This is a genomic window from Reyranella sp., from assembly GCF_052439685.1.
Lineage (GTDB): Bacteria > Pseudomonadota > Alphaproteobacteria > Reyranellales > Reyranellaceae > Reyranella.
This window is the reverse complement of the sequence record NZ_JBQVQG010000017.1, coordinates 1-21092: the sequence shown is the minus strand read 5'-3', so window position 1 is coordinate 21092 and position 21092 is coordinate 1. Positions and strand designations below refer to the sequence as shown.

Here is a 21092-nt window from a genome sequence, read left to right as displayed (position 1 = left end):
ATTTTCCATGTCGATTCGATGTTCGTTCGCCGGCCTCGCGGTGCTGGTCCTCGGACTTGCTGCGCCGCCGGTATGTGCCGGCACCTATGACCTCATCATCGATCGTACGAATGTCGCGATCGATGGTCAGACGCGCCGTGTCTTTTCGATCAACGGCGAGATCGCCGGTCCGACGCTGCGGTGGACCGAGGGCGAGGAGGTGACGGTGAACGTCACCAATCGTCTGAAGGAGGATACGTCGATCCACTGGCACGGCATCCTGCTGCCGTTCCAGATGGACGGTGTGCCGATGGTGAGCTTTCGTGGCATCCGGCCGGGCGAGACCTTCACCTACCGCTTCAAGGTCCGCCAGACCGGCACCTACTGGTACCACAGCCATTCCGGCGGCCAGGAGCAGGAAGGCATGTATGCGCCCATCGTGATCGCTCCGGCAAAGGGCGAGCGCGAGAAGGCGGCGCGGGACCATGTCGTCATGTTGTCCGATCATCACCCGATGTCGCCGGGCGCCATCCTGCGCAAGCTGAAGCAGGAGCCCGGCTACTTCAACGACCGCAGGCGCACCGTGCCCGGGCTGATGCGCGACCTCGCTTCGGCGAAGACGTCGGAAGAGAAGCAGGCCGTCATCTCGAGTCGCCTGATGTGGGGCGAGATGCGCATGGACCCGACCGATCTCGCCGACGTGACGGGCTACACCTTTCTGGTCAATGGCCGTGGGCCAGCGGACAACTGGACTGGCCTGTTCCGGCCCGGCGAGAAAGTGCGGCTGCGCTTCATCAACGGCTCGGCGATGACGATCTTCGACACGCGCATCCCGGGCCTGCGCATGAAGGTCGTCCAGGCCGACGGTCAGGATGTGAAGCCTGTCGAGGTCGACGAGTTCCGCATCGGTGTCGGCGAGACCTATGACGTCATCGTCGAGCCCAAGGACGACCATGCCTATACGATCGAGGCGCAGTCGATCGACCGGCGCGGCTTCGCCCGCGGTACGCTCGCGCCGCGCGAAGGCATGGTCGGCCCGCCCCCGGTGCTGCGGCCGCCAACCCTGCTCGGCGAAGCCGACATGGGTCACGGCAGCATGTCCGGCATGGACCATTCGAAGATGGATCACGCGAAGATGGACCATGCCGCATCGGCATCGTCTGACCTGTCAGGCCTCGTTCCCGTGCCGCCGGTCGATGCGCCGGCTGGGTCGAAGGTGCTGTCCTACACCGACCTGCGGCGGGCCGACCGTTCCGATCGCCTGCGTCCGCCCGATCGCACGATCGACATCCGGCTCACCGGCAACATGGAGAAGTTCTTCTGGTCCTTCGACGACAGGAAGTACTCCGAGGATCCGGTGATGAACTTCACCCAGGGCGAGACGGTGCGTCTGGTCTTTCGCAACGAGACAATGATGAACCATCCGATTCATCTGCACGGGCTCTGGATGGATCTGGAAAACGGTGCGGGTGACGAACGGCCGCGCAAGCATGTGGTGATCGTGCCGCCTGGCCGCACGGTGAGCGTCACGGTGCGCATGACGGAGGCCGGCCGCTGGCCGTTCCATTGTCATTTCCTCTACCACATGATGACGGGCATGTTCCGCGAGTTCGTGGTGTCGAAGGGGACACCGCTGCCGGCGGCGCCGTCGGTTCCGGCGGCAGGAGATGGTCATGCGCATCACTAGGCTGCTGCCGGCGTTGGCTTTCCTGGCGGGCCTCGCGTCGCCGGCGTTTGCCATGGACGACCAGGAGACGTTCTGGCGGGTCGATGCGTTGGTCGAGAAGCGCATCTCCTGGATCGCGCCGGCGACCGAATGGGCGGCGTCGGCCTGGATCGGCGAGGATCGCAACAAGCTGCGGCTGGCCAACACCGGCATCGTCGGAGACAACGGTCACATCGACAATGAAGGCGGCACCAAGGGTATCGACAGCCGCTTCTTCTACAGTCGGCTCGTCTCCGACTTCTGGGATGCGAAGGTCGGCGTGCAATTCACGGTGTTCGACGAGGGGGTCACCCGTTCGGGCTTCCTCGCGGGCGTCGAGGGGCTGGCGCCGTTCGGCGTCCATGTCGATCTCGTGGCCGGTGTCAGCCAGACGGGCGTGGTGAGTGCCCGGCTCGAAGCCTCCTACGACGCGCTCCTCTCGCAGAAGCTCATCGCCACGCCCTACTTCGAGGCGATGTTCGCCTCGAAGGACGATCCGGCGATCCAGCTGGGCAGCGGACTCGCGCGCTTCGAGCTTGGACTGCGGCTGCGCTACGAGATTACGAAGGAAGTCGCGCCCTATATCGGTGTCGCCTTCGAGCAGTTCACCGGCAACACGGCGGGCTTCGTCGCGGCATCCGGCGAGCCGACCTCCCTGGTGCGCGCGCTGGTGGGCCTCAAGGTGTGGTTCTGATGCCCATGCGTGGCATGCAAATTGCTGCGTCTTTTCCGGGAAAATCGGGGACGACGCAGGGGGTCACATGTTCCAACGTTTGCTGTCCGGTCTGGCTTTGGCGGCCGCGTTCGTCTCTTCCGCCGTGGCCCAGGATCTACCCAAGAGTCAGTTCAAGGTGATCGGGCTCAACAGCCCGACACCGGTCTCGATCCACGACGAGTTGCCGTTCTGGCGCAAGACCATCCCCGATGCCTCAAAGGGGGCCATTACCGTCGACGTGACGCCGCTCGACCAGATGGGCATCGACGACAAGACCATGCTGCGGCTGCTCAAGCTGGGTGTGATGGACTTCGCCGCCATGGACATCTCCAAGATGGCCGGCGACGACCCGCGCTTCGAGGCGTGCGATCTCGCCGGCCTCACCCTCACGCCGGCCAAGGCACGCGAAGCCTGCAACGCCTATCGCGCCGTGATCGACCGTCAGATGCAGAAGAACTGGAATGCCAAACTGCTGGCCTTCGGTGGCAACACGCCCCAGGTCTTCTGGTGCCGTGACGTGCTGGCCGGCCTCGAGGGGCTCAAGGGCAAGAAGATCCGCGTCTTTAACAACACGATGCGCGACTTCCTGAGCGGAGTCGGCGGCACGGCCGTCAGCATGGCCTTTGCCGAGGTCGTCCCGGCCCTCAACAATGGCGTGGTCGATTGCGGTGTGACCGGCAGCCTGTCGGGCAACACCGCCGGCTGGGCCGAGGTCACCAAGTCGATCTACCCGATGTCGCTGGGCTGGAGCATCAACGTGCTGGCCGTCAACCTCGACACCTGGAAGCGACTCGATCCCAAGACGCAGGCTTTCCTGACCGAGCAGTTCAAGGCCTACGAAGACAAGATGTGGAAGACGATCGAAACGACGACCAGCGAGGCCGACAACTGCAACACCGGCAAGCAGCCCTGCACGATGGGCAAGCTCGCCAAGACCACAATCGTCCCGGTCAAGCCCGAGGAGATGGAGGCCCACAAGAAGCTGGTCGAGGGCGCGGTCCTTGCCGGCTGGGCCAAGCGCTGCGGAGCGGCATGCGCGAAGGAATGGAACGAGACGGTCGGCAAGACGCTCGGCCTGAAGGCGCCGACGCCCTGAGCGGCGGCATCACATGATTGGGGTCCGGCGCTTCGCCCAATGGGGGCTGTGGTTCGGCGGTGGGCTGGTTCTGCTCGCCGCCGTACTGATCGGCATCGACGTGCTGATGCGCAAGTTCCTTCTGCTGTCGATCGGCGGCGCCGACGAACTGGCGGGCTACTCCCTGGCGATCGGAACGACCTGGGGCCTGGGCGCCGCCCTGCTCGATCGTGCGCATATCCGCATCGATTCCTTGTACGTCCTGTTTCCGCAGAAGGTGCGGCTGGCACTCGATCTCGTGGCGCTCGTGCTGTTCACCGGGTTCTTCGCCCTGACCCTGTGGCACGGCTTCGGCGTCGTGGCGCAATCCTGGACGTCGGAATCGCGCAGCCAGTCCGCCCTCGAGACGCCCACCATCATCCCGCAGTTTCTCTGGATCGCCGGCCTGGTCGCCTTCGTCGGCGTGGCGCTGATCCTGCTGGTGCAGGCCCTCCGGCTGGGCGCGGCGGGCGACCTGAACGGGATGGCCCGGCTGATCAGCACACGCTCGGCCGAGGAGGAGGTGGAAGAGGAGATCCGCGACCTCAAGGATCGTCAGGTTCGCGAGGGGAGAAATTGACGTGCTGATCGTCACCCTGCTCATTCTCATCGGCCTGCTCGCGCTGGCCATTCCCGTCGCCGCCGGTCTCGGCATCCTCGGCCTGTCGCTGTCGGGCATTTACTCGAAGCTGCCGCTTTCGCTGGCAATGGGCGAGATCGCCTGGGGCACGTCGAACAACTTCCTGCTCGTCGCCATTCCGTTCTTCGTGCTGCTGGGCGAGATCCTGCTCCGGTCCGGCATGGCCGAGCGCATGTACAACGCACTCGTACTCTGGGTGCCCTGGCTGCCCGGCGGCCTCATGCACTCGAATATCGCCTCCTGCGCCATGTTCGCGGCGACCTCTGGGTCGAGCGTGGCGACGGCGGCGACCATCGGCACGGTGGCTCTGGGCGAGGTCGAGAAGCGCGGCTATTCCGAGCGGCTGTTCCTCGGTACCATCGCGGCCGGCGGCACGCTGGGAATCCTGATTCCGCCCTCGATCAACATGATCGTCTATGGCGTACTGACCGAAACCTCGATCCCCAAGCTCTACCTCGCGGGCTTCATTCCCGGCCTCGTCCTGGCCGCCCTGTTCAGCCTGACGGTGCTGCTGATCTGCGTCATCCGGCCGGAGATGGGCGGGAAGCCGACCTCAACGAGCTGGGCGCAGCGCATGGCCGCCTTGCCCGATCTGATCCCGCCCCTGGTCATCTTTCTCGCCGTGATCGGCTCGATCTATGCCGGTTGGGCGACAGCTACAGAATCGGCGGCGCTGGGTGTGATCGCGTCGATCGGCATTGCGGCGGCCTATCGGCGCCTGACGCTTCGCACGCTGCTGAACGCCTTCGAGGGCACGATGCGCACGACCGCCATGATCATGGCGATCCTGCTCGCGGCCTATTTTCTCAACTTCGTCATCACCTCGATCGGCCTCACCGGTCAGGTGAACCGCTTCATCACCAGTCTCGGTCTCTCGAAGGTCCAATTGCTGATCGTCGTGGTGCTCTTCTACTTCGTGCTCGGCATGTTCATGGAGACGCTGTCGATGATGGTGGCGACGGTGCCGATCATCGCGCCCATCATGATCACGGCCGGCTACGATCCGATCTGGTTCGGCATCATGATCATCATCCTCATGGAGCTGGCGATGATCACACCGCCGGTTGGCATCAATCTCTACGTCGTCCAGGGCTTGCGCAAGAAGGGACGGATCGACGACGTGATCATCGGCACGTCGCCCTTCGTGATCACCATGCTGCTGATGCTGGTGGCCCTGTCGATCTGGCCGCAGATTGCGCTCTGGCTGCCTCAGACGGCGGCGACTTAAGCCGCCGCCAGCGTCATCACGATATTCCCGGCGCTGTCGCGCTCGGCTCGGGCGCCGGGCGGCACGACGCAGGTCGTGTCGTATTCGTCGATGATCAGCGGGCCTGTCATCGGCGTCGCGAGGTCGGTGCGGCTCACCACCGGTGTCTCCATCCAGCCATGCGCATCGCCGAACCAGGCGCGGCGCGAGGCCTGGCCTGTCGCCTCGGTCCGGCTCGGCCGAACGTTCTGTGGCACACCGCTGCCTTCGCGCAGGCCCGCGCCCACGAGCTGGATGGCGACCAGCTCGACCGGCTCGTCGGGACCGGCACGATGACCGTAGGTGCGCTCGTGCTCCTGGCCGAAGGCCTCCTCGAGGTGCGTCACCATGCGGGCATCGATCGGCCCGTCCGGCACCGGCACCGTGAGCTCGTAGCTTTGCCCCTTGTAGTGCAGTGCCGCTGAGCGCTTCAGCCGTGCGCTCGTGCCGGTGAAGCCTTCCTCCGCGAGCTGCGCGTCGGCCTGTTGCGCCATTGCAGTCCAGGCGCGATCGATCTCGCCGAGATCGGCCTGGCGCAGCAGGCGCCGGAAGGTCCGTGCATAGTGGTGCTCGACATCGGCATAGAGCAGGCCGAAGGACGAGAAGAGCCCGGCCGATGGCGGCACGATCACGCGGCCGATGCCCAGCGCCGCGGCCATGCCGGCCGCGAACAGCGGTCCATTGCCGCCGAAGGCGAACAGGGAGAACTCGCGCGGATCGCGGCCGCGTTCGGTCGACACCGCCTTGATGGCGCGGATCATGTTGGAGGCCGCGATCAGGTGCGCGCCGTAGGCCGCGCGCTCGACCGTCATACCGAGGGGCTTGGCGATCTTTTCCTCGAACACCGCGCGCGCCTTCTCGGCGTTGAGCTTCACCGCGCCGCCCACCAGATGGCCGGGGTTGATGTAGCCCAGCAGCACGTTGGCATCGGTGATGGTCGGCGCCTCGCCGCCCTTGTCGTAGCAGACTGGGCCGGGGAAGGCGCCGGCGCTTTCCGGCCCCGCCTGCAGCGCGCCGCCCGGATCAATCCAGACATGGCTGCCGCCGCCCGCACCCACTTCGGCCAGGTCGATGGCAGGGACCTTTAACGTGTAGCCGGCGCCGGTGAGGAGGCGCGAGCCGATCATGATGCCGGCGCCCACGGCATATTCCTGGGCGCGCGCGATCTCCCCATCCTCGACCATTGAGGCCTTGGCTGTGGTGCCGCCCATGTCGAAGGTGATGATCTTCTCGAGCTTCTTGGCGCGGGCCAGCGCCTGCGCGCCGACCACGCCACCGGCCGGGCCCGATTCGATGATATTCATCGGCCGCTCTGCAGCGGCGGTATCGGTGGTGAGGCCGCCGTTCGACTGCATCAGCAGCAGGCGCGCCGGGATACCGGCACTGTCCAGCCCGCGGCGCAGGGCCTGCAGATAGGTCGCGACGATTGGCATCACGTAGGCGTTTATGACCGTGGTCGAGGTCCGCTCGTATTCCTTGATCTCGGGCAGCACCTCGCACGATACGCTGAGCGGCAGGCGAGGGGCCTTGGCGGCGACGATGTCGCGCAACATCAACTCATGCGCCGGATTGGCGAAGGAATTGAGCAGGCAGATCGCGATCGCCTCGACCTTTTCGGCCAGCAACTCATCGACGGCGCGTTCGGCGTCGGCGGGATCGAGTGCCCGGTCGATCTTGCCGGCATGGTCGACCCGCTCGTCCACCACCTTGCGCAGGTAGCGCTCGACCAGCGGCTCCGGCTTGGTCCAGCTGAGATCGTAAAGCTTGGGCATGCGCAGGGTGCGGATCTCCAGCACGTCGCGGAAGCCCTTGGTGGTGATCAGCCCGACCCTGGCGCCCTTATGCTCGAGGATCGCGTTGGACGCGACCGTCGTGCCGTGGCGGATCTCTTCGATGGCGCCGCCGTCCAGGCCGGTCTCGCGGAAGACCTCGCTCAAGCCGTCGACGATCGCCTGGGCATAGTTGCCGACACTCGAGGAGATCTTCTTGGTGTGGATGGTGCCGTCGGATCCCAGCAGCACGATGTCGGTGAAGGTGCCGCCTATATCGACGCCGACGCGATAGGTCACAGTCATGGCGCTACTCCGCCGCCCGGGCCAGCGGCGCCGGATCGTGCCATTGGACCTTCGGCGTCTCCGCCCAGCCGCGCGCCTTGGCGATCTCGGCCCGGCGGCTCGCGGTGGCGGTTGTGTCGACCGTCCAGGCCTTCGTGTCGACTACGACGCCGTAGTCGGCGAGCGCCTTCGCGGGCGAAAGCAGTTCGTTGCGCACGTCGCGCAGGACCGCGGCGGGATCGCGTTCCAGCGGATCGCCCCAGCCGCCGGCGCCGGCCAGCACGTGGCGGAAGATGTCGCCGCCCTTCACGGTCATGGTGAGCTTGGACGGCAGCAGCCGGTTCTCGCCGTCGGGATTGAGGTAGTTCTCCGACGGCCCGCCGGGACTGCCGCCATAGAGGCCGAACGGCCGGTGGTCGCGCCGGTCGGAGCGGACCTGCAGCATGCCCTCGGCCTCGAGGAACTTGTAGTCGCGCCGGAATGGTACGCCGCCGCGGTATTTTCCGGCGCCCGCCTTGTCGGCCACGAATTCGTAGGCCAGCAGCTTGATCGGCTGCTCGGCCTCGGTCACCTCGATCGAGTGAGAAGCCATGTTGGCGAACATGTGCGAGTTGCCGTCGAGTCCGTCGGCGAAGGGGCGGGCACCCCAGGCGCCGCAGGTGAAGTCGACATAGACGAAGGGTTTGCGGGCCGCGTCGTAGCCGCCGATCGAAATGCCGGTATTGCCGCCATCGCCCGCCGCCTTCACGCGATCCGGCAGCATCATGGCGAGCGCGCCGAACATGCAGTCGGTCATGCGGAAGCCGGTCAGGCCGCGCGCCGCGCAGGCCGCCGGCAGCACGCCGTTGCCCACCGTGCCCGGCGGGCAGATCACCTCGATGGCGCGGAACACGCCTTCGTTGTTGGGGATGCCCGGCGGCAGCACCGACCGCACGCCGGTGTAGGAGGCGGCTTTGGTGAAGGAGAGCGTATTGTTGATCGCGCCCTTGACCTGTGGGTTCGTGCCGGTCCAGTCGACCACCATGTGGCCGCCCTTCTTGGTGATGGTGACGAACAGGCGGATCGGCTTGCCGTAGTCGACGCCGTCATCGTCGATCCAGTCCTCGAAGCTCCATTCTCCGTCCGGCAGCTCCTGGATCGCCGCCCGCGTCAGCCGCTCGGCATAGTCGATGACCTCGTTCAGATAGAACTTCGTCTCTTCTGCCCCATGGCGTGAGACCAGCTCGGCGAACTGCTTCTCGCCGATATGGCAGGCCGCGAGCTGGGCGCGCAGGTCGCCGAACAGCTGGACGGGCAGGCGGACGTTCTTCTCGATGAACGTCATGATCGTCTTGTTGAGGACGCCCTTGTCATAGAGCTTAATCGGCGCGATGCGCAGGCCCTCGGCGTAGATCTCCGTCGAATCCGAGGCGTTCGAGCCGGCCACACGGCCGCCGACGTCGATGTGGTGGCACACCGTGCAGGCGAAGGCCAGCCGCTCGCCGGCGTGAAACAGCGGCTTGATCACGAAGATGTCGGGCAGGTGCATGCCGCCGTCGAACGGATCGTTCATGATGAAGACGTCGCCTTCGAACATGTCGTCCTTGAAGTGGCGCATGATCGATTCCATGGCAGTCGGCACGGAGCCGAGATGCCCCGGCAGGGTCAGGCCCTGGGCCGCGAGCTTGCCGTTGGCATCGGCGAAGCCCGTCGAATAGTCCATGTTGTCCTTGAGAACGCCGGAGTAGGTCGTCCGGAAGACGGTGAGCGCCATCTCGTCGGCGATCGAGAAAATGGCGTTCTTGAAGAGCTCCAACGCGATCGGATCGGACACCGGCACTTTGTCTTCCTCCCGGAACTTGCTGCCGTCATTGGCGAGCCTCGCCATGCAATTTGCAAGCCGCTTCGCCTGTCGAACCTGCGCGCCTTGTCCGGGGGGGGGGGGGGAGCGGCGTCCGACCGGTCGCATGGGCGAAGCCACCTGCAGTGCGCTAGAGTGCAATCCCCTCCGAAGGAAACGCTCGATGCCCAAGACGAAGATTGCCCTCGCCTGTCAGGGCGGCGGCAGCCAGACCGCCTTTACCGCCGGAGCCTTGAAGGCGCTCTGTCAGGCCCAGGGCCGGCTGAAGGACGAATTCGAGTTCGTCGGCATCAGCGGCACCTCGGGCGGCGCCGTCTGCGCGACGCTGCTCTGGTACTCGTTCATGAAGGGCGAGCGGCCAGTCTGGAAGCGGATGATGGATTTCTGGGAGGAGAATACCGCCCAGGGTCCGCTCGAGCACGCGATCAACAGCTTCATCGTCGAATCGGTGCGGCTGGTGAATGCGGGTGTCATGCCGACGCTGCAGCTCAGCCCGTCGTCGCCGATCATGCAGTCGATGATGGGTTTCATGACGACGGGACAGCGGATGGGCTTTTCCGATTTCCGTGGGCTTCTGGAGAAGCACATCGACTTCGCCGAGATTGCTTCCTGGGGACCCAGGCCGCAGCGACCGGTTCTCATGCTGGGCGCCGCCAACGTCACCAGCGGCGCACTCGCCAAGTTCGTGTCCGCGAGCGAGGCGATCCGGGTCGAGCACATCCTGGCCTCCTGCGCGGTGCCGAACATCTTTCCGGCCGTGCAGATCGGACAGGACGCCTTCTGGGACGGGCTCTTCTCCGACAACCCGCCGGTCGAGGAGCTGGTCCGCCCGCGCTCGGTCGGCGAGGCCAACATTCCCGACGAGATCTGGCTGATCAAGATCAATCCCACGGCCAGCCGGCGCGTGCCGCAAAAGCCCGGCGAGATCGTCGACCGGCGCAATCAGCTCGAGGGCAACATCTCGCTGTTCCAGCAGCTCGGACATCTCGAATTCATGAACGACCTGATCATGGCAGATGCTTTCCGGCCGGAATTCCTCAGCCGTTTCGACATCAAGGCCCCGGTGCGCATTCCGAAGTCATTCCACACCGACGTCGCGAAGCCCTATCACATCCCCTGTATCGAAATGCCGGCCGAGCTTCAGGACTTGCTCGACTACGAGGGCAAGATCGATCGCGGCTCCGCGAACATCGGTCGCCTGATCGCCGAGGGCGAGAAGGCGGCGGAGGTCTTCCTGACGGCGCGGGCGGAAGCCGTCGCCGCGTCTTCCCTCGGCGAAAACCAGACGGCCGGGCAGGCCGCGTCGAACGGCGACGGGTTCAGTGAACTCCTTCTGTCGCGCTGGCGCGATCCGCCGGACCGCTCGGAGTAAAGCCTACTGCGGCTCGATCTTCGCGATCTTCACGTACTCGGCCCACTTGGCCCGCTCCTCGCGATCCTGCGCCGCGCATTGTTCGAGCGTCAGTGCCTTGGCGGTGAGGGCAAACTCCTCGGTGAGGCGCTTGTTGTTCGCGGGCGCGGTGATCGCCTCGTTGATCAGCGTGTTCAGCCGTTGCTGGATCGGAAGCGGTGTCGCCTTCGGTACGGCGATGGCGAGAAATCCCGAGCTGACGAACCCCGGGAAGGTTTCGGCGAGGGCCGGCACGTCGGGATAGAGCGGACTGCGGCTGGGAAGCGAGATGGCGAGCGGCCGCGCCTTCTTGTCGACGACCTGGCCGCGCGCGGCGGTGAGGTCGACGAACATGAAGTTGATGGCACCGCCGTAGAGGTCGTTCCAGGCATTGCCGATCGCCTTGTAGCCGACCCCCTGCCAGTCGACGCCGGCGCGCTTGCCCAGAACCTCGGCCGGCACCTGCGAACTGGCGTTGAAGTAGCCGAAGTTGAGCTTGCCCGGGTTTGCCTTCGCATAGGCAAGCAGGTCGGCCAGGGTCTTGTACGGGCCGTCGGCCGGTACCACGAGGAACGTGCCGGAGGAGCCGATGATGCCGACGACGGAGAAATCCTTCTCCGGATCGTAGCCCGGATTTTTGTACATGTGGACGTTGGCGGCGTTGGTCGAGGTCGTGGCCAGCATCAGCGTATAGCCGTCAGGCGATGCGACCTTCACCGACATTGCGCCGACAATCCCATTGGCGCCCGGCTTGTTCTCGACCACGAAGGGCTGGCCGGTCTTTTCTTCGATGTACTTGCCGACGAGGCGCGCCGTGATGTCGCCTGAGCCGCCGGGCGCGAAGGGCACGATGATCCGGATGGCCTTGGTGGGGAAAGTTTCGGTCTGCGCAGCGGCGGGCAGGGCGGCGAGAAGCGGGAGGGCGAAGAGGCTGCGGCGTGACAGCGATGTGCGGAATGTGTCCATGGGAGCGAAGTTTAACGCATGCGCACCGGATAGACAGCGCGACGCTTGCAGCCCTACCTTGCGCCCATGTCAAAATCCGGTCGGCCGCCGCTCGACGGCATTCGCGTCATCGATTTCTCCCGCGTGATCGCGGGGCCCATGTGCACCCAGATGCTTTCGGACATGGGTGCCGAAGTCATCAAGATCGAGAATCCCGACGGCGGCGACGACACGCGCAAAGGCGCCGGCCCGCGTGCGGGCGGCGCCAATGGCGAGAGCCACTTCTTCATGACCTACAACAGGGGCAAGAAGAGCGTCGCGCTGGATTTCACCAAGCCCGAAGGCCAGTCGATCGTGCACAAGCTGCTCGCCGGCGCCGACGTACTGGTCGAGAACTTCCGGCCGGGTGTCCTGAAGAAATATGGCTTCGACTATGCGAGCGTCGCCACGAAGTATCCGAAGCTGATCTATCTTTCGATTTCGGCCTACGGACAGACCGGGCCCCTGTCGGATCGACCGGGCTATGATCCGGTGCTCCAGGCCGAGTCGGGCATGATGAGCGTCAACGGCGAGGCCAACGGCGAGGGGCTGCGCCATGCCATCGCCATCGTCGACACGATGACGGCGATCCATTCGGTGGCGGCGGTCAACGCCGCGCTCTACGCACGACGCGATACGGGGAAGGGGCAGCAGATCGATCTCGCGCTCTACGACACGGCGCTCGTCTCGCTGGGCAACATGGGCTCCTATTATCTGATCGGCGGCGAGCAGCCGCGGCGCGCGGGCAACGGCCATTTCGCATCCGCGCCCAACAGCTCGTTCGAGACGGCGAACGGCAAGATCTACATGGCGGTGGCGAACCAGAAGCTGTTTGCCGACACCGCGAAGGCGCTGGGCCATCCCGAGTGGGTGAGCGATCCGCGCTTCGACACGGTGGCGAACCGTGTCGCCAACAAGCCCGAGCTGACGCGCCTCATGGAAGAGGTGCTGACGACCGACACCAAGGAGAACTGGGCGCAGAAGCTGCGTCATCTCCCGGCCGGCCCGATCCGCACCATGAAGGAGGCGCTGGACGAGCCCGAGGTGAAGCGCCGCGGCATGTTGAAGACTTATAAGCATAGCCGGGTCGGCGATGTGCCGCTGATCGGCTCGAACTTCCACTTCTCCGACACGCCGGTCGACGACACGCGGCCGCCGCCGGCACTGGGCGAGCATACCGATCAGGTGCTCGAGGAACTGGCGGGCCTCGGCGCTGTGGAGATCGCGGCGTTGCGCGAGAAGAAGATCGTCGGCTGAGAGGTTCCTCTTTCTGTCGTCCTGTTACGCAGTGAAGGACCTGACGGAACGATCAGAGGACTCTCTGGCGGGCGCGAGATCCTTCGCTGCGCTCCAGAGCGGGGGCTACCCCGCTCGCGATGACGGGTATCCTCACCTGTCGAGCCACGTCTTCAGGATCAGGTTGGTCTCTTCGGGCTTCTCCATCGTGACGAGGTGGCCGCACTGGTCGACGACCACCAGCGCGGCGGCCGGGATGGCCTTCGCCATTTCTTCCGACAGGAACAAAGGCGTTGCCGCATCGTCGCGGCCGCAGACGACGATGGTTGGGCACTTGATGCGTGGCAGGTCGGGGCGCCGATCCGTGCGGATCGCCGCCAGCTCTTCCTGCCGCTTGTAGATCTCAACGCCGATCTCGCCGCACATCGTCATCACCTCGTCGACCAGCGGCTTGTCGGACAGGCGATACGCCGGGATGAAGCGCGTCATCTGCATGCCGAGGACCAGCTCGAAATGACCTTCGTTCGCCAGGCGGATGCGGGCGCGACGGATCGCCCGCTCGGCCTCGCTCTGGCTCCTCATGCCGGTGTCGAGCAGCGCGAGCTTGGTCACGCGATCGGCGGCGAACTGCATGATCTCGACCGCCAGCATGCCGCCCAGCGACAGGCCGGCCAATGCGAACTTCTCTGTCGGCATCTGGTCGACCACCCAGCGGGCGGCGCTCTCCCAGTTGTCCCAGATGGACAGCGGCGCCTTGCGCCAGTCCGGCACGACGATGTCGGCCTGGTTCGAAAGGGCTGCGACCTGGGCGGCGAACAGTCGGGGCGAGCACAGCACGCCGGGGACGAGCAGCAAGGGTGTCCTGGTCATTCGTTTCCTCCGGCGCGAAACGTAGCGCAGACGATTCGTCTGCGGTACCAATAGGCCATGGCCGCAGCCTCCGTTCGCGACATCCGTCTCGACCTGTTCCGCGGGCTCGCTCTGTGGTTCATCTTCCTCGACCACATTCCGACCAACATCGTAAGCTGGCTGACGGTCCGTAACTACGGCTTCAGCGACGCGACCGAGATCTTCGTCTTCATCTCCGGTTACACCGCGGTCATCGCCTACAGCCGCATGCTGGACGAGCAGGGATGGCCGCGGACCGCAGCGCGCATCTATCGTCGTGTCTGGCAGCTCTATGTCGCCCATATCCTGCTGTTCGTGGCCTTCTCAGCACAGATCGCCTGGGTCTCGATCGCCCGCGACAAGCCGGCCCTGATCGAGGAAATGCAGTTGATGGGCCTCGGGCAGAATCCCTATCGCGCCATCCTCGAGGCGGCCCTTCTCAAGTTCCGGCCGGTCAATCTCGACGTGCTGCCGCTCTATATCGTGCTGCTGGCCGCCTTCCCGCTGGTCCTGCCCATGGTGGTGCGCTGGCCATGGGTCGTGATCGGGGGATCGATCGCCTTGTACGCCGCGACCTGCCATTTGAACTGGAGTCTGCCGGCCTATCCCGACGAGAAGGTCTGGTACTTCAACCCCATGGCCTGGCAGGTCGTGTTCCATGTCGGGGCAGCCTGCGCCGTGTTCGGTCCCGGGCTTTCCCGCCTCGACCGGTTCCGGGGGACGCTGACCGTCCTGGCGATAGCGTTCATCTTGTTCGCAGCCTTCATTGCCTTGTCCTGGCAGTACAATCCGCTGGAAAGGCTGGTCCCGACCTGGGTGGCGCGCATCATCTATCCGATCGACAAGACCAACATCGACATCCTGAGATTCGTGCATTTCCTGGCCATCGCCTGGCTGGTTCGGATTGCCGTGCCGATCGACGCTCCCGGGCTCAAATGGCCCCTCTGGGAACCACTTCGCAGATGCGGTGAAGCTTCCTTGCTTATATTCTGCATCGGGACTTTCCTTGCGCTCAGCGGCCAGGTGATCGTCAGCCACTATGAAGAGTCGATCTTGTCGCAAATTCTCGTGAGCATCCTGGGCATCGCCATCATGTGCGTCGCTGCCTACATCGCTGCCTGGTTCAAGCACGGGAATGCGCGTGCGTCGGCCCGTGGGCGGGACGCAGCCGGAGCGCCGCGGTGAGCCGGCCGATCGCCCTTCTGGTCGCGACCCTCCTGTTTGCGTTGGGCGGAACGGCCCACGCGAAATCCATGGCCCTGTGCCGGGCTACGCCGGCCCTGCTCACGCTGGGGACGAACCTGCCGGTTGCGCGCAAGGCGATCGCCGAGCGCAAACAGCTTCGAATCATTGCCCTGGGCTCGTCCACGACCGCGGGATATGGCGTGTCGAATCCCGCCTTCGCCTATCCCACGCAGCTCCGCATCGGCCTGGAGAAGGCCCTGCCCGGCATCGACATCGAGGTGATCAACCGCGGGATCGGCGGACAGGACGTCGAGGAGATGGCCGCCCGCATGCAGGTCGAGATGCAGGAAAACCCGGCCGCGCTGGTCATCTGGCAGACCGGTACCAACGCCGCCATCCGTCACATGCCGCTCGACAAGTTCGACAGCACGCTGCGTGGTGGCCTGAAGCTCGGCAAGTCGCTGGGCGCGGACTTCATCCTGATGAACCTGCAATATGTGCCGGCCGTCGTCGCCGCGCTCGACAAGGAAGCCTACGAGAAGATCATGGCCGATGCGGCCAGGGACTATTCCGCCGGCCTGTTCCGGCGCTACGACATCATGCGCAGCTGGTACGATGACGGCATGCCCTACGCCCAGTTCGTGCAGCTCGACGGGCTCCATCTCAACGATTTCGGCCAGAAGTGCATCGGCAGGCTGCTGACCCGTTCGATCGTGGATGCGCTGAAGGCTCCCTGACAGGAGGAGGCCCCCATGCCCCGTCGCTTCGTCGATCTTTCGATCTATCTCGAGAACGACGTGATCTCCGATCCGCCGCCGTTCGGACCGAAAATCCAGTATCACAAGCATGCCGACACAGCCGGCCAGATCGCCGGCTTCTTTCCAGGCCTCAGGAAGGAAGACCTGCCGGACGGCGCCGGCTGGGCGGTCGAGAACGTCAATCTCTCGACGCACAACGGCACCCATCTCGACGCGCCGTATCATTTCCATCCGACGATGAACAAGGGCGAGCGCGCCATCACCATCGACGAGGTGCCGCTCGAATGGTGCTTCCAGCCCGGCGTGAAGCTCGACTTCCGCGACAAGCCGGACGGACACGTCATCACGGCGGCCGAGGTCGAGCAGGAGTTGGAGCGCATCGGCCACGAGCTGAAGCCGCTGGAGATCGTGGTCGTCAACACGCGGGCGGGCTCACGCTACGGCAACGACGACTACGTCAATTCCGGTTGCGGCATGGGCTACGACGCCACGATCTACCTGCTGGAGAAGGGCGTGCGCCTGACCGGCACAGACGCCTGGAGCTGGGACGCACCGTTCTATTTCACCGCCCAGAAGTGGGCGAAGGACCACGATCCCTCGATCATCTGGGAAGGCCACAAGGCCGGCCGCGACATCGGCTACTGCCATCTCGAGAAGCTGCACAATCTCGAAGTGCTGCCGGGCGACGGCTTCACCATCGCCTGCTTCCCGCACAAGATCCGCGGCGCCTCTGCCGGCTGGACGCGCGCGGTCGCGATTTTCGAGGAATGACGCGCCAGGCGCGTCATCCTGAGCCTTTGCGAGGAATCTTAGCCCGCCGGAGGTGCCTGCCGCCTACGGCAGCGGGTCGGGTTCGCCCGGCGGCAGCGGCATCTCGAAGACGTTGAGGGTCATCGACACCAGCATGTAGTAGCCGCAGACACCCACGAGATCGACCACGCCCTTCTCGCCGAACGAGTCGATGGCGCGCTTGTAGTTGGCCGGCGCGACGCGGTTGGTCTCGAGATATTCGGTGACGAAGTCGTAGACGACCTTTTCGACGTCGCGCTTGAAAGGTGGCGTGGCGCGCAGGCGGACCGCCTCGATGATGTCTTCCGCCAAGCCGGCTTCCTTGGCGAGGCGGGCATGCGCGTAGAACTCGAACTGTGCCTTGAAGTGCCGTCCGACCAGGCAGATCGCCAGCTCGGACAGGTCGCGCGGCAGCGAGTTGTGGAAGCGGCAATATTCGCCGAGCTTCTGGGCGCGGTCGGCCAGCACCGGGCTGCGCAGCCACGGCTCGAAGGGGCCGCGCAGGCCGCCGCGGGGGCCGGACATGATCGCATCGGCGACCTTCTTCTGTTCGGGGTCGAGCTTGTTCAGGTCGAGCGGCGCCAGACGCGACATTGCGTTTCCTCTGTTCTGTGTTTTGGAAAGTTTAGAGCGGGCAACCGGCGTCGGCGACGCGGTTGGCATCAGCGGCGTCGAAGATGTGGTTCACGATCGACAGGCCTGCCTCCATCGCCGCACTCGAGCGCACGCTGCAGGATCCGGTGGCCGTCCATAGAACCTTGCCGCTGCCCGAATCGTAGAGCGTGAGCGAGAGGCGCAAGGTCGAGCCGGAGGGCACGGACGGACCCGTGTCGCGCCGGCCGATCGGATTGGCGGGCAGCATGAGGCGCGGGTTGGCGCCGGTTTCATAATCCTGGCTCTGCATCATCGGCATCTCGCGATCCATGCCGCCGGACAGGTCGAAATAGCTCACGTCCATGCGCATGATGTTGCCGCCGCTGAACCCGACCTGGTTGCCGCGCTGGGTGAGACGGACCATGACCTGGCGACGCAGCTCGCGCGCGAGATGGGTGTCGGAGGTGAGCTGGACGGCGATCTTGACCTTGGGGATCTTCTGGTAGGCCTTGATCTCGATCTCGCCCAGCTTCGGCCCGGCGCCCACGCCATATCCCTGGGCGGAGGCCGGCGCCGCGAAGAAGAGCGCCGAGAGCGCGACAAAGGTGGCGGCGATACGCATTCGTCTTTCCCCTAACGTCCCTCGACCGCCGTCAGCCTGCTCCAGCCGGCCTCGTCCCGGTCGAGCATGCGCTTCAGCGATTCGAAATGCAGGAAGGCCTGCTGCGCCTCGCCCGCGATCTGCCTGGCCGTCTGTTCGGCCATCGCCTCGTCGATATTGTGCAGCTCCCGGCCGGTCTGCATGGCCAGGACCTGCACCATCGCCGCACGTTCGAGGTAATAAAGGTCGTCGTAGGCTTGGGCAACGGTCGGACCCGAGACGATGATGCCATGGTTCCGCAGGAACAGGATGTCCTTGTCGCCCATCGCCCGGCACATGCGCTCGCCCTCGTCGTTGGACAGGGCGACGCCGCCATAAGCGTCGTCGTAGGCGATGCGGCCCCAGTAGCGGAAGGCGTTCTGGGTGCACATCTCGATGCGGCCGTCGCGGATCGAGGTCAGCGCCGTGGCGTAGGGCATGTGGGTGTGCAGCACGACCTTGGCGCGCGGGTTGCCGGCGTGGATGCGGGCGTGGATGTAGAAGGCGGTGGGCTCGACCGGATACTTGCCCTCGATGATGTTGCCGTCGCCGTCGGCCATGACGATGTCGGAGGGCGTGATCTCCCCCCAGTGCAGGCCCTGCGGGTTGACGAGGAAAAGATCCTCGCGGCCGGGGACAGCCATGCTGAAATGATTGCAGACGCCCTCGTTCAGCCCATGCCGCGCGGCGGCGCGCAGGGCGGTGGTCAGGTCGATCCGTGCCTGGGTGACCGGGTCGTTGGCAAGCATTGAAGGGGCTCCATTGAAGAAAGGCTCCGCCGCGGGCGATGATGCTGCGAAGTGCATATGTGGCCAAGCAAAATCGCCGACGTCAGGAGCCGTCCCGATGAATGTTCTGTTCGATTCGCCGGTCGGAGCGCTGCTGGCGCGGCCGTGGGTCGATCCGGTGGCCTTGCATGGCCTGCGGCGCTGGTATCTGCCGCTTTCGCGACTGTGGGCGGCCGCCAATCTCGCCGGGCTGGATGGCGCGCGATTTCGCGAGGAGATCGGCATTTCCCTGCCGGGTTTCTGGTCGGAGGCTCGCCTGCAGCGTCTGCTGGCGCGTCATGCACGGGCCCAGGCCCGCGCGGACGAAATACGGACGGAATGGGAGGCCGCCATCTTCGATCCGGCGGCCGGGGGCGATCCTGAACGGCTGGACCGCGAAAGGCGTACTGCTGCGACCGCCCACCTGGCGAGCCGTGCGTTCTTCTATCCGCTGCTGTTTCCCCGCCGGCCGTCGCTCGCACGCTGGCGCATCGACCCGCCCGAACGGGTCGAGCGTGAGCTTGGTCATGTCGCCGGGAATCCTTCGGCGCTCTGTGTGGCGCCGATCGCCCCGGAAAGCGTCGAGAGATCGCGAAGCTTCGTGAAGGACGGGCTTTGCGAATACTGGCTGCGGGCTGCCACTCCATCGGCGCGACTGCGACAACGCCCGGGCAGTGAAACCCTCTATGCCCGTGTCGTCGAACCTGTCGGGGGGACGCTCGACACTCTGGTTTTCGGAAACGGCCTCTGCGTCGAGACCGAGTTGATGTCGATGGACAGGGGACCGGGTCCCCAGCTCGCGGCAATGGGATGGAGGGTCATCGAGCCGGTCTCGCCCTATCATGGCTTGCGGGCGATGCCGGGATTCTATGGCGGTGAGCCGTTCTTTGCGGCGGGGCCGACGAGTTCGATGGATCTCGTCGCCGGACAGGCACTCGAATCGGCGCTCTTGATCGCGTGGGCCCGCACGCGGTTCGGCGGCAAGGTGGCGCTGGCGGGCATATCGATGTCGTCGTTCGTGGCGCAGTTGGCCGCCAGCCATTGCCATCTCTGGCCGCCCGAGGCGCGGCCGGACGCGGCCCTGCTGATCAGCCATTCGGGCCGCGTCGAGGACGTCACCTTCGGGGGAGCGCTTGCCGGGATGCTGGGGCTCGATCGCGCACTGATCGAGGCGGGTTGGGCACGCGAGAGCCTGGCACGGCTTTCACGCATGATCGATCCCGCGGACACACCCGCCTTGCCGCCCTCGCGCATCGTTTCGGCACTGGGCGAAACCGATCGCTGGGTGCCGTATCGAGATGGCCTGGCGCTCGCGCAACGCTGGCGCCTGCCGGAAGACAATCAGTTTCGCTACCGGTTCGGCCATCTCGGTATGCCGGTCCAGCTCATCCGCGACAGCACCCCCTTCGCGAAGCTCAGGCAGGTGATGAACGAGGGCTAGCTGTCGTACCGGAGATCTCGCGCACCAGCTTGGTGCGCACGGCCCGTCCGAAATGGTCGAAATTGTCGGCCACGACCAGGAACGAACCTGGTCCGCCGATGACGCTCTCCTCGTAATACTTGTCGAGCGTGAGGTCGGGCGGGCGGCCAAAGTTGCTGCGGTTCATCATCACCGGCAGCCCGTTGATCACGATGCCCTGAGACACGAGCTTGTCGCGCACGATCTCGGCTGGCGGCCCGTCGTTGGTGCGGCCGTCGCCGGACACGTCGATGACCCGCCGCTTGGCCGCAAAGGACGAATTCTCGAAGCGTTGACCGGCATGGGCGAGGGCGGCTCCGACGGCGGTCCAGCTCTGCGAGGTTCGAGGCGCCTCGGTGAGCTTGTCGGCGAAGCGCCGGGCGGCGCCCGGGCTGTCGATCACCGTCCAGTCGATCACGACCGCCTGAAAGTGGGCGCCCGCCCATTCGGTGTAGCAGATGGCGATCCGCCTGTTCTCACCCGAGAGGATGGCGTCGACCACCCGGTCGTTGGTGAGAGCCTCGATGTAACCCCGCCGCTGGAGTTCAGCCTCGACCTCGTCGATCGATCGCGAGACGTCGACAGCCAGTACGAGCTGCAGATCGACCGGTGTCTGGGCACGAGCCGACGTCGCCGTCGCCAGCGCCGCCACTGAGCCTACGAGCGCCGACCGTCGCCTCATGCCCACCTCCGTCGAAGGAGCGAAGCATAACACCGCAGCGCCCGGCGCAAACGAAAACGCCGGAGGAAATCCTCCGGCGTTCAGGTCGACCGTCAGGAACGGCCTATTGTCGGAACAGCCTATTGATCGTCGTCGAAGCCGCGCTTGCGCGGTTCGTAGTCGCGCTCGCGGCGCGGCTTGTCCGGAGCGCCGCCGCCGAAACGACGGGCCGGCTTGCCGAAATCGCCGCCTTCGGCCGGAGGAGCAGGAGGAGCGCTGGAGAAATCGGCACGGCGATCCCGCATCGGACCACCATCGCCACCGGGGCCTGCGCCACGGTAACCACCGCCGCCGCCGCCACCCTCACGACCGCCGCCACCATAGCCGCCGCCGCCGCCACCACCATAGCCGCCGCCACTGGCACCGCCGGGACCGCCACCACCGTAGC

Annotated in this window: 19 protein-coding genes and 1 pseudogene; 11 read left to right on the top strand and 9 right to left on the bottom strand. The window is 65.5% G+C overall.

The window, feature by feature from the left end; genetic code table 11:
• Window positions 1-7 precede the first annotated feature (7 nt).
• From ACT6UX_RS20080 to ACT6UX_RS20060, 5 genes are all read left to right on the top strand, one after another.
• Window positions 8-1666, top strand: coding sequence for a copper resistance system multicopper oxidase (locus ACT6UX_RS20080; protein WP_444776922.1), 1659 nt, complete (start codon window positions 8-10; stop codon window positions 1664-1666).
• Window positions 1653-2378: a copper resistance protein B gene (locus tag ACT6UX_RS20075; protein WP_444776921.1), complete on the top strand. Its 726-nt coding sequence runs from the start codon at window positions 1653-1655 to the stop codon at window positions 2376-2378. Before ACT6UX_RS20080 ends, ACT6UX_RS20075 begins: the two co-directional genes overlap by 14 nt.
• 67 nt (window positions 2379-2445) lie before the next feature.
• On the top strand, window positions 2446-3495 hold the full coding sequence (locus ACT6UX_RS20070) for a TRAP transporter substrate-binding protein (RefSeq protein WP_444776920.1): 1050 nt from the start codon (window positions 2446-2448) through the stop codon (window positions 3493-3495).
• Window positions 3496-3508: 13 nt separating this feature from the next.
• Window positions 3509-4093 (top strand): TRAP transporter small permease subunit, encoded by a 585-nt coding sequence (locus ACT6UX_RS20065; RefSeq protein ID WP_444776919.1) that lies wholly within the window; start codon window positions 3509-3511, stop codon window positions 4091-4093.
• A gap of 1 nt (window position 4094) precedes the next feature.
• Complete coding sequence (locus ACT6UX_RS20060) at window positions 4095-5381, top strand: TRAP transporter large permease (RefSeq protein ID WP_444776918.1); 1287 nt, start codon at window positions 4095-4097, stop codon at window positions 5379-5381.
• On the opposite strand, the gene ACT6UX_RS20055 is transcribed toward ACT6UX_RS20060, so the two are convergent.
• Both ACT6UX_RS20055 and ACT6UX_RS20050 read right to left on the bottom strand, forming a co-directional pair.
• Window positions 5378-7474, bottom strand: coding sequence for a hydantoinase/oxoprolinase family protein (locus tag ACT6UX_RS20055; RefSeq protein ID WP_444776917.1), 2097 nt, complete (start codon window positions 7472-7474; stop codon window positions 5378-5380). The two genes, ACT6UX_RS20060 and ACT6UX_RS20055, sit on opposite strands and share 4 nt — an antisense overlap.
• 4 nt (window positions 7475-7478) lie before the next feature.
• Complete coding sequence (locus ACT6UX_RS20050; protein ID WP_444776916.1) at window positions 7479-9320, bottom strand: hydantoinase B/oxoprolinase family protein; 1842 nt, start codon at window positions 9318-9320, stop codon at window positions 7479-7481.
• A 136-nt stretch (window positions 9321-9456) separates the two neighbouring features.
• Between ACT6UX_RS20050 and ACT6UX_RS20045 the strand changes: the two genes are divergently transcribed.
• A complete protein-coding gene (locus ACT6UX_RS20045; protein WP_444776915.1) occupies window positions 9457-10665 on the top strand; it encodes a patatin-like phospholipase family protein in 1209 nt (402 codons plus the stop codon).
• A gap of 3 nt (window positions 10666-10668) precedes the next feature.
• Here ACT6UX_RS20045 and ACT6UX_RS20040 read toward each other — a convergent pair whose 3' ends face one another.
• On the bottom strand, window positions 10669-11649 hold the full coding sequence (locus ACT6UX_RS20040) for a Bug family tripartite tricarboxylate transporter substrate binding protein (RefSeq protein ID WP_444776914.1): 981 nt from the start codon (window positions 11647-11649) through the stop codon (window positions 10669-10671).
• Between the two features lie 66 nt (window positions 11650-11715).
• Here ACT6UX_RS20040 and ACT6UX_RS20035 point away from each other — a divergent pair, with 66 nt between their 5' ends.
• Window positions 11716-12924 carry a CaiB/BaiF CoA transferase family protein gene (locus tag ACT6UX_RS20035; RefSeq protein ID WP_444776913.1) on the top strand — a complete coding sequence of 403 codons (1209 nt, stop codon included), beginning with the start codon at window positions 11716-11718 and terminating at the stop codon, window positions 12922-12924.
• A gap of 132 nt (window positions 12925-13056) precedes the next feature.
• Here the strand turns inward: ACT6UX_RS20035 and ACT6UX_RS20030 are convergent, their stop codons facing one another.
• The gene (locus ACT6UX_RS20030) at window positions 13057-13773 is read right to left on the bottom strand and encodes an alpha/beta fold hydrolase (RefSeq protein ID WP_444776912.1); all 717 of its coding nucleotides are present in this window, start codon (window positions 13771-13773) and stop codon (window positions 13057-13059) included.
• 57 nt (window positions 13774-13830) lie between these two features.
• Here ACT6UX_RS20030 and ACT6UX_RS20025 point away from each other — a divergent pair, with 57 nt between their 5' ends.
• From ACT6UX_RS20025 to ACT6UX_RS20015, 3 genes are read left to right on the top strand one after another with little or no spacing between them, the layout of a single operon-like run.
• Window positions 13831-14976: an OpgC domain-containing protein gene (locus tag ACT6UX_RS20025; RefSeq protein WP_444776911.1), complete on the top strand. Its 1146-nt coding sequence runs from the start codon at window positions 13831-13833 to the stop codon at window positions 14974-14976.
• Complete coding sequence (locus ACT6UX_RS20020) at window positions 14973-15713, top strand: SGNH/GDSL hydrolase family protein (RefSeq protein ID WP_444776910.1); 741 nt, start codon at window positions 14973-14975, stop codon at window positions 15711-15713. The genes ACT6UX_RS20025 and ACT6UX_RS20020 overlap by 4 nt, the downstream gene beginning before the upstream one ends.
• Window positions 15714-15728: 15 nt before the next feature.
• A complete protein-coding gene (locus ACT6UX_RS20015; protein ID WP_444776909.1) occupies window positions 15729-16505 on the top strand; it encodes a cyclase family protein in 777 nt (258 codons plus the stop codon).
• A gap of 63 nt (window positions 16506-16568) precedes the next feature.
• Here the strand turns inward: ACT6UX_RS20015 and ACT6UX_RS20010 are convergent, their stop codons facing one another.
• The 3 genes from ACT6UX_RS20010 to ACT6UX_RS20000 are packed head-to-tail and all read right to left on the bottom strand — an operon-like array spanning window position 16569 to window position 18506.
• On the bottom strand, window positions 16569-17117 hold the full coding sequence (locus ACT6UX_RS20010; RefSeq protein ID WP_444776908.1) for a carboxymuconolactone decarboxylase family protein: 549 nt from the start codon (window positions 17115-17117) through the stop codon (window positions 16569-16571).
• 31 nt (window positions 17118-17148) lie between these two features.
• Entirely contained in the window at window positions 17149-17739 is a 591-nt protein-coding gene (locus ACT6UX_RS20005) for a hypothetical protein (protein ID WP_444776907.1), read from the bottom strand.
• A gap of 11 nt (window positions 17740-17750) precedes the next feature.
• Complete coding sequence (locus tag ACT6UX_RS20000) at window positions 17751-18506, bottom strand: aldolase (RefSeq protein WP_444776906.1); 756 nt, start codon at window positions 18504-18506, stop codon at window positions 17751-17753.
• Window positions 18507-18603: 97 nt separating this feature from the next.
• Between ACT6UX_RS20000 and ACT6UX_RS19995 the strand changes: the two genes are divergently transcribed.
• Window positions 18604-19965, top strand: a complete 1362-nt coding sequence (locus tag ACT6UX_RS19995) for a hypothetical protein (RefSeq protein ID WP_444776905.1) — start codon at window positions 18604-18606, stop codon at window positions 19963-19965.
• On the opposite strand, the gene ACT6UX_RS19990 is transcribed toward ACT6UX_RS19995, so the two are convergent.
• Both ACT6UX_RS19990 and ACT6UX_RS19985 read right to left on the bottom strand, forming a co-directional pair.
• Entirely contained in the window at window positions 19940-20665 is a 726-nt protein-coding gene (locus ACT6UX_RS19990; protein ID WP_444776904.1) for a DUF1194 domain-containing protein, read from the bottom strand. The genes ACT6UX_RS19995 and ACT6UX_RS19990 overlap by 26 nt on opposite strands.
• A 119-nt stretch (window positions 20666-20784) precedes the next feature.
• Window positions 20785-21092: pseudogene (locus ACT6UX_RS19985) on the bottom strand (hypothetical protein); the annotation flags it as partial.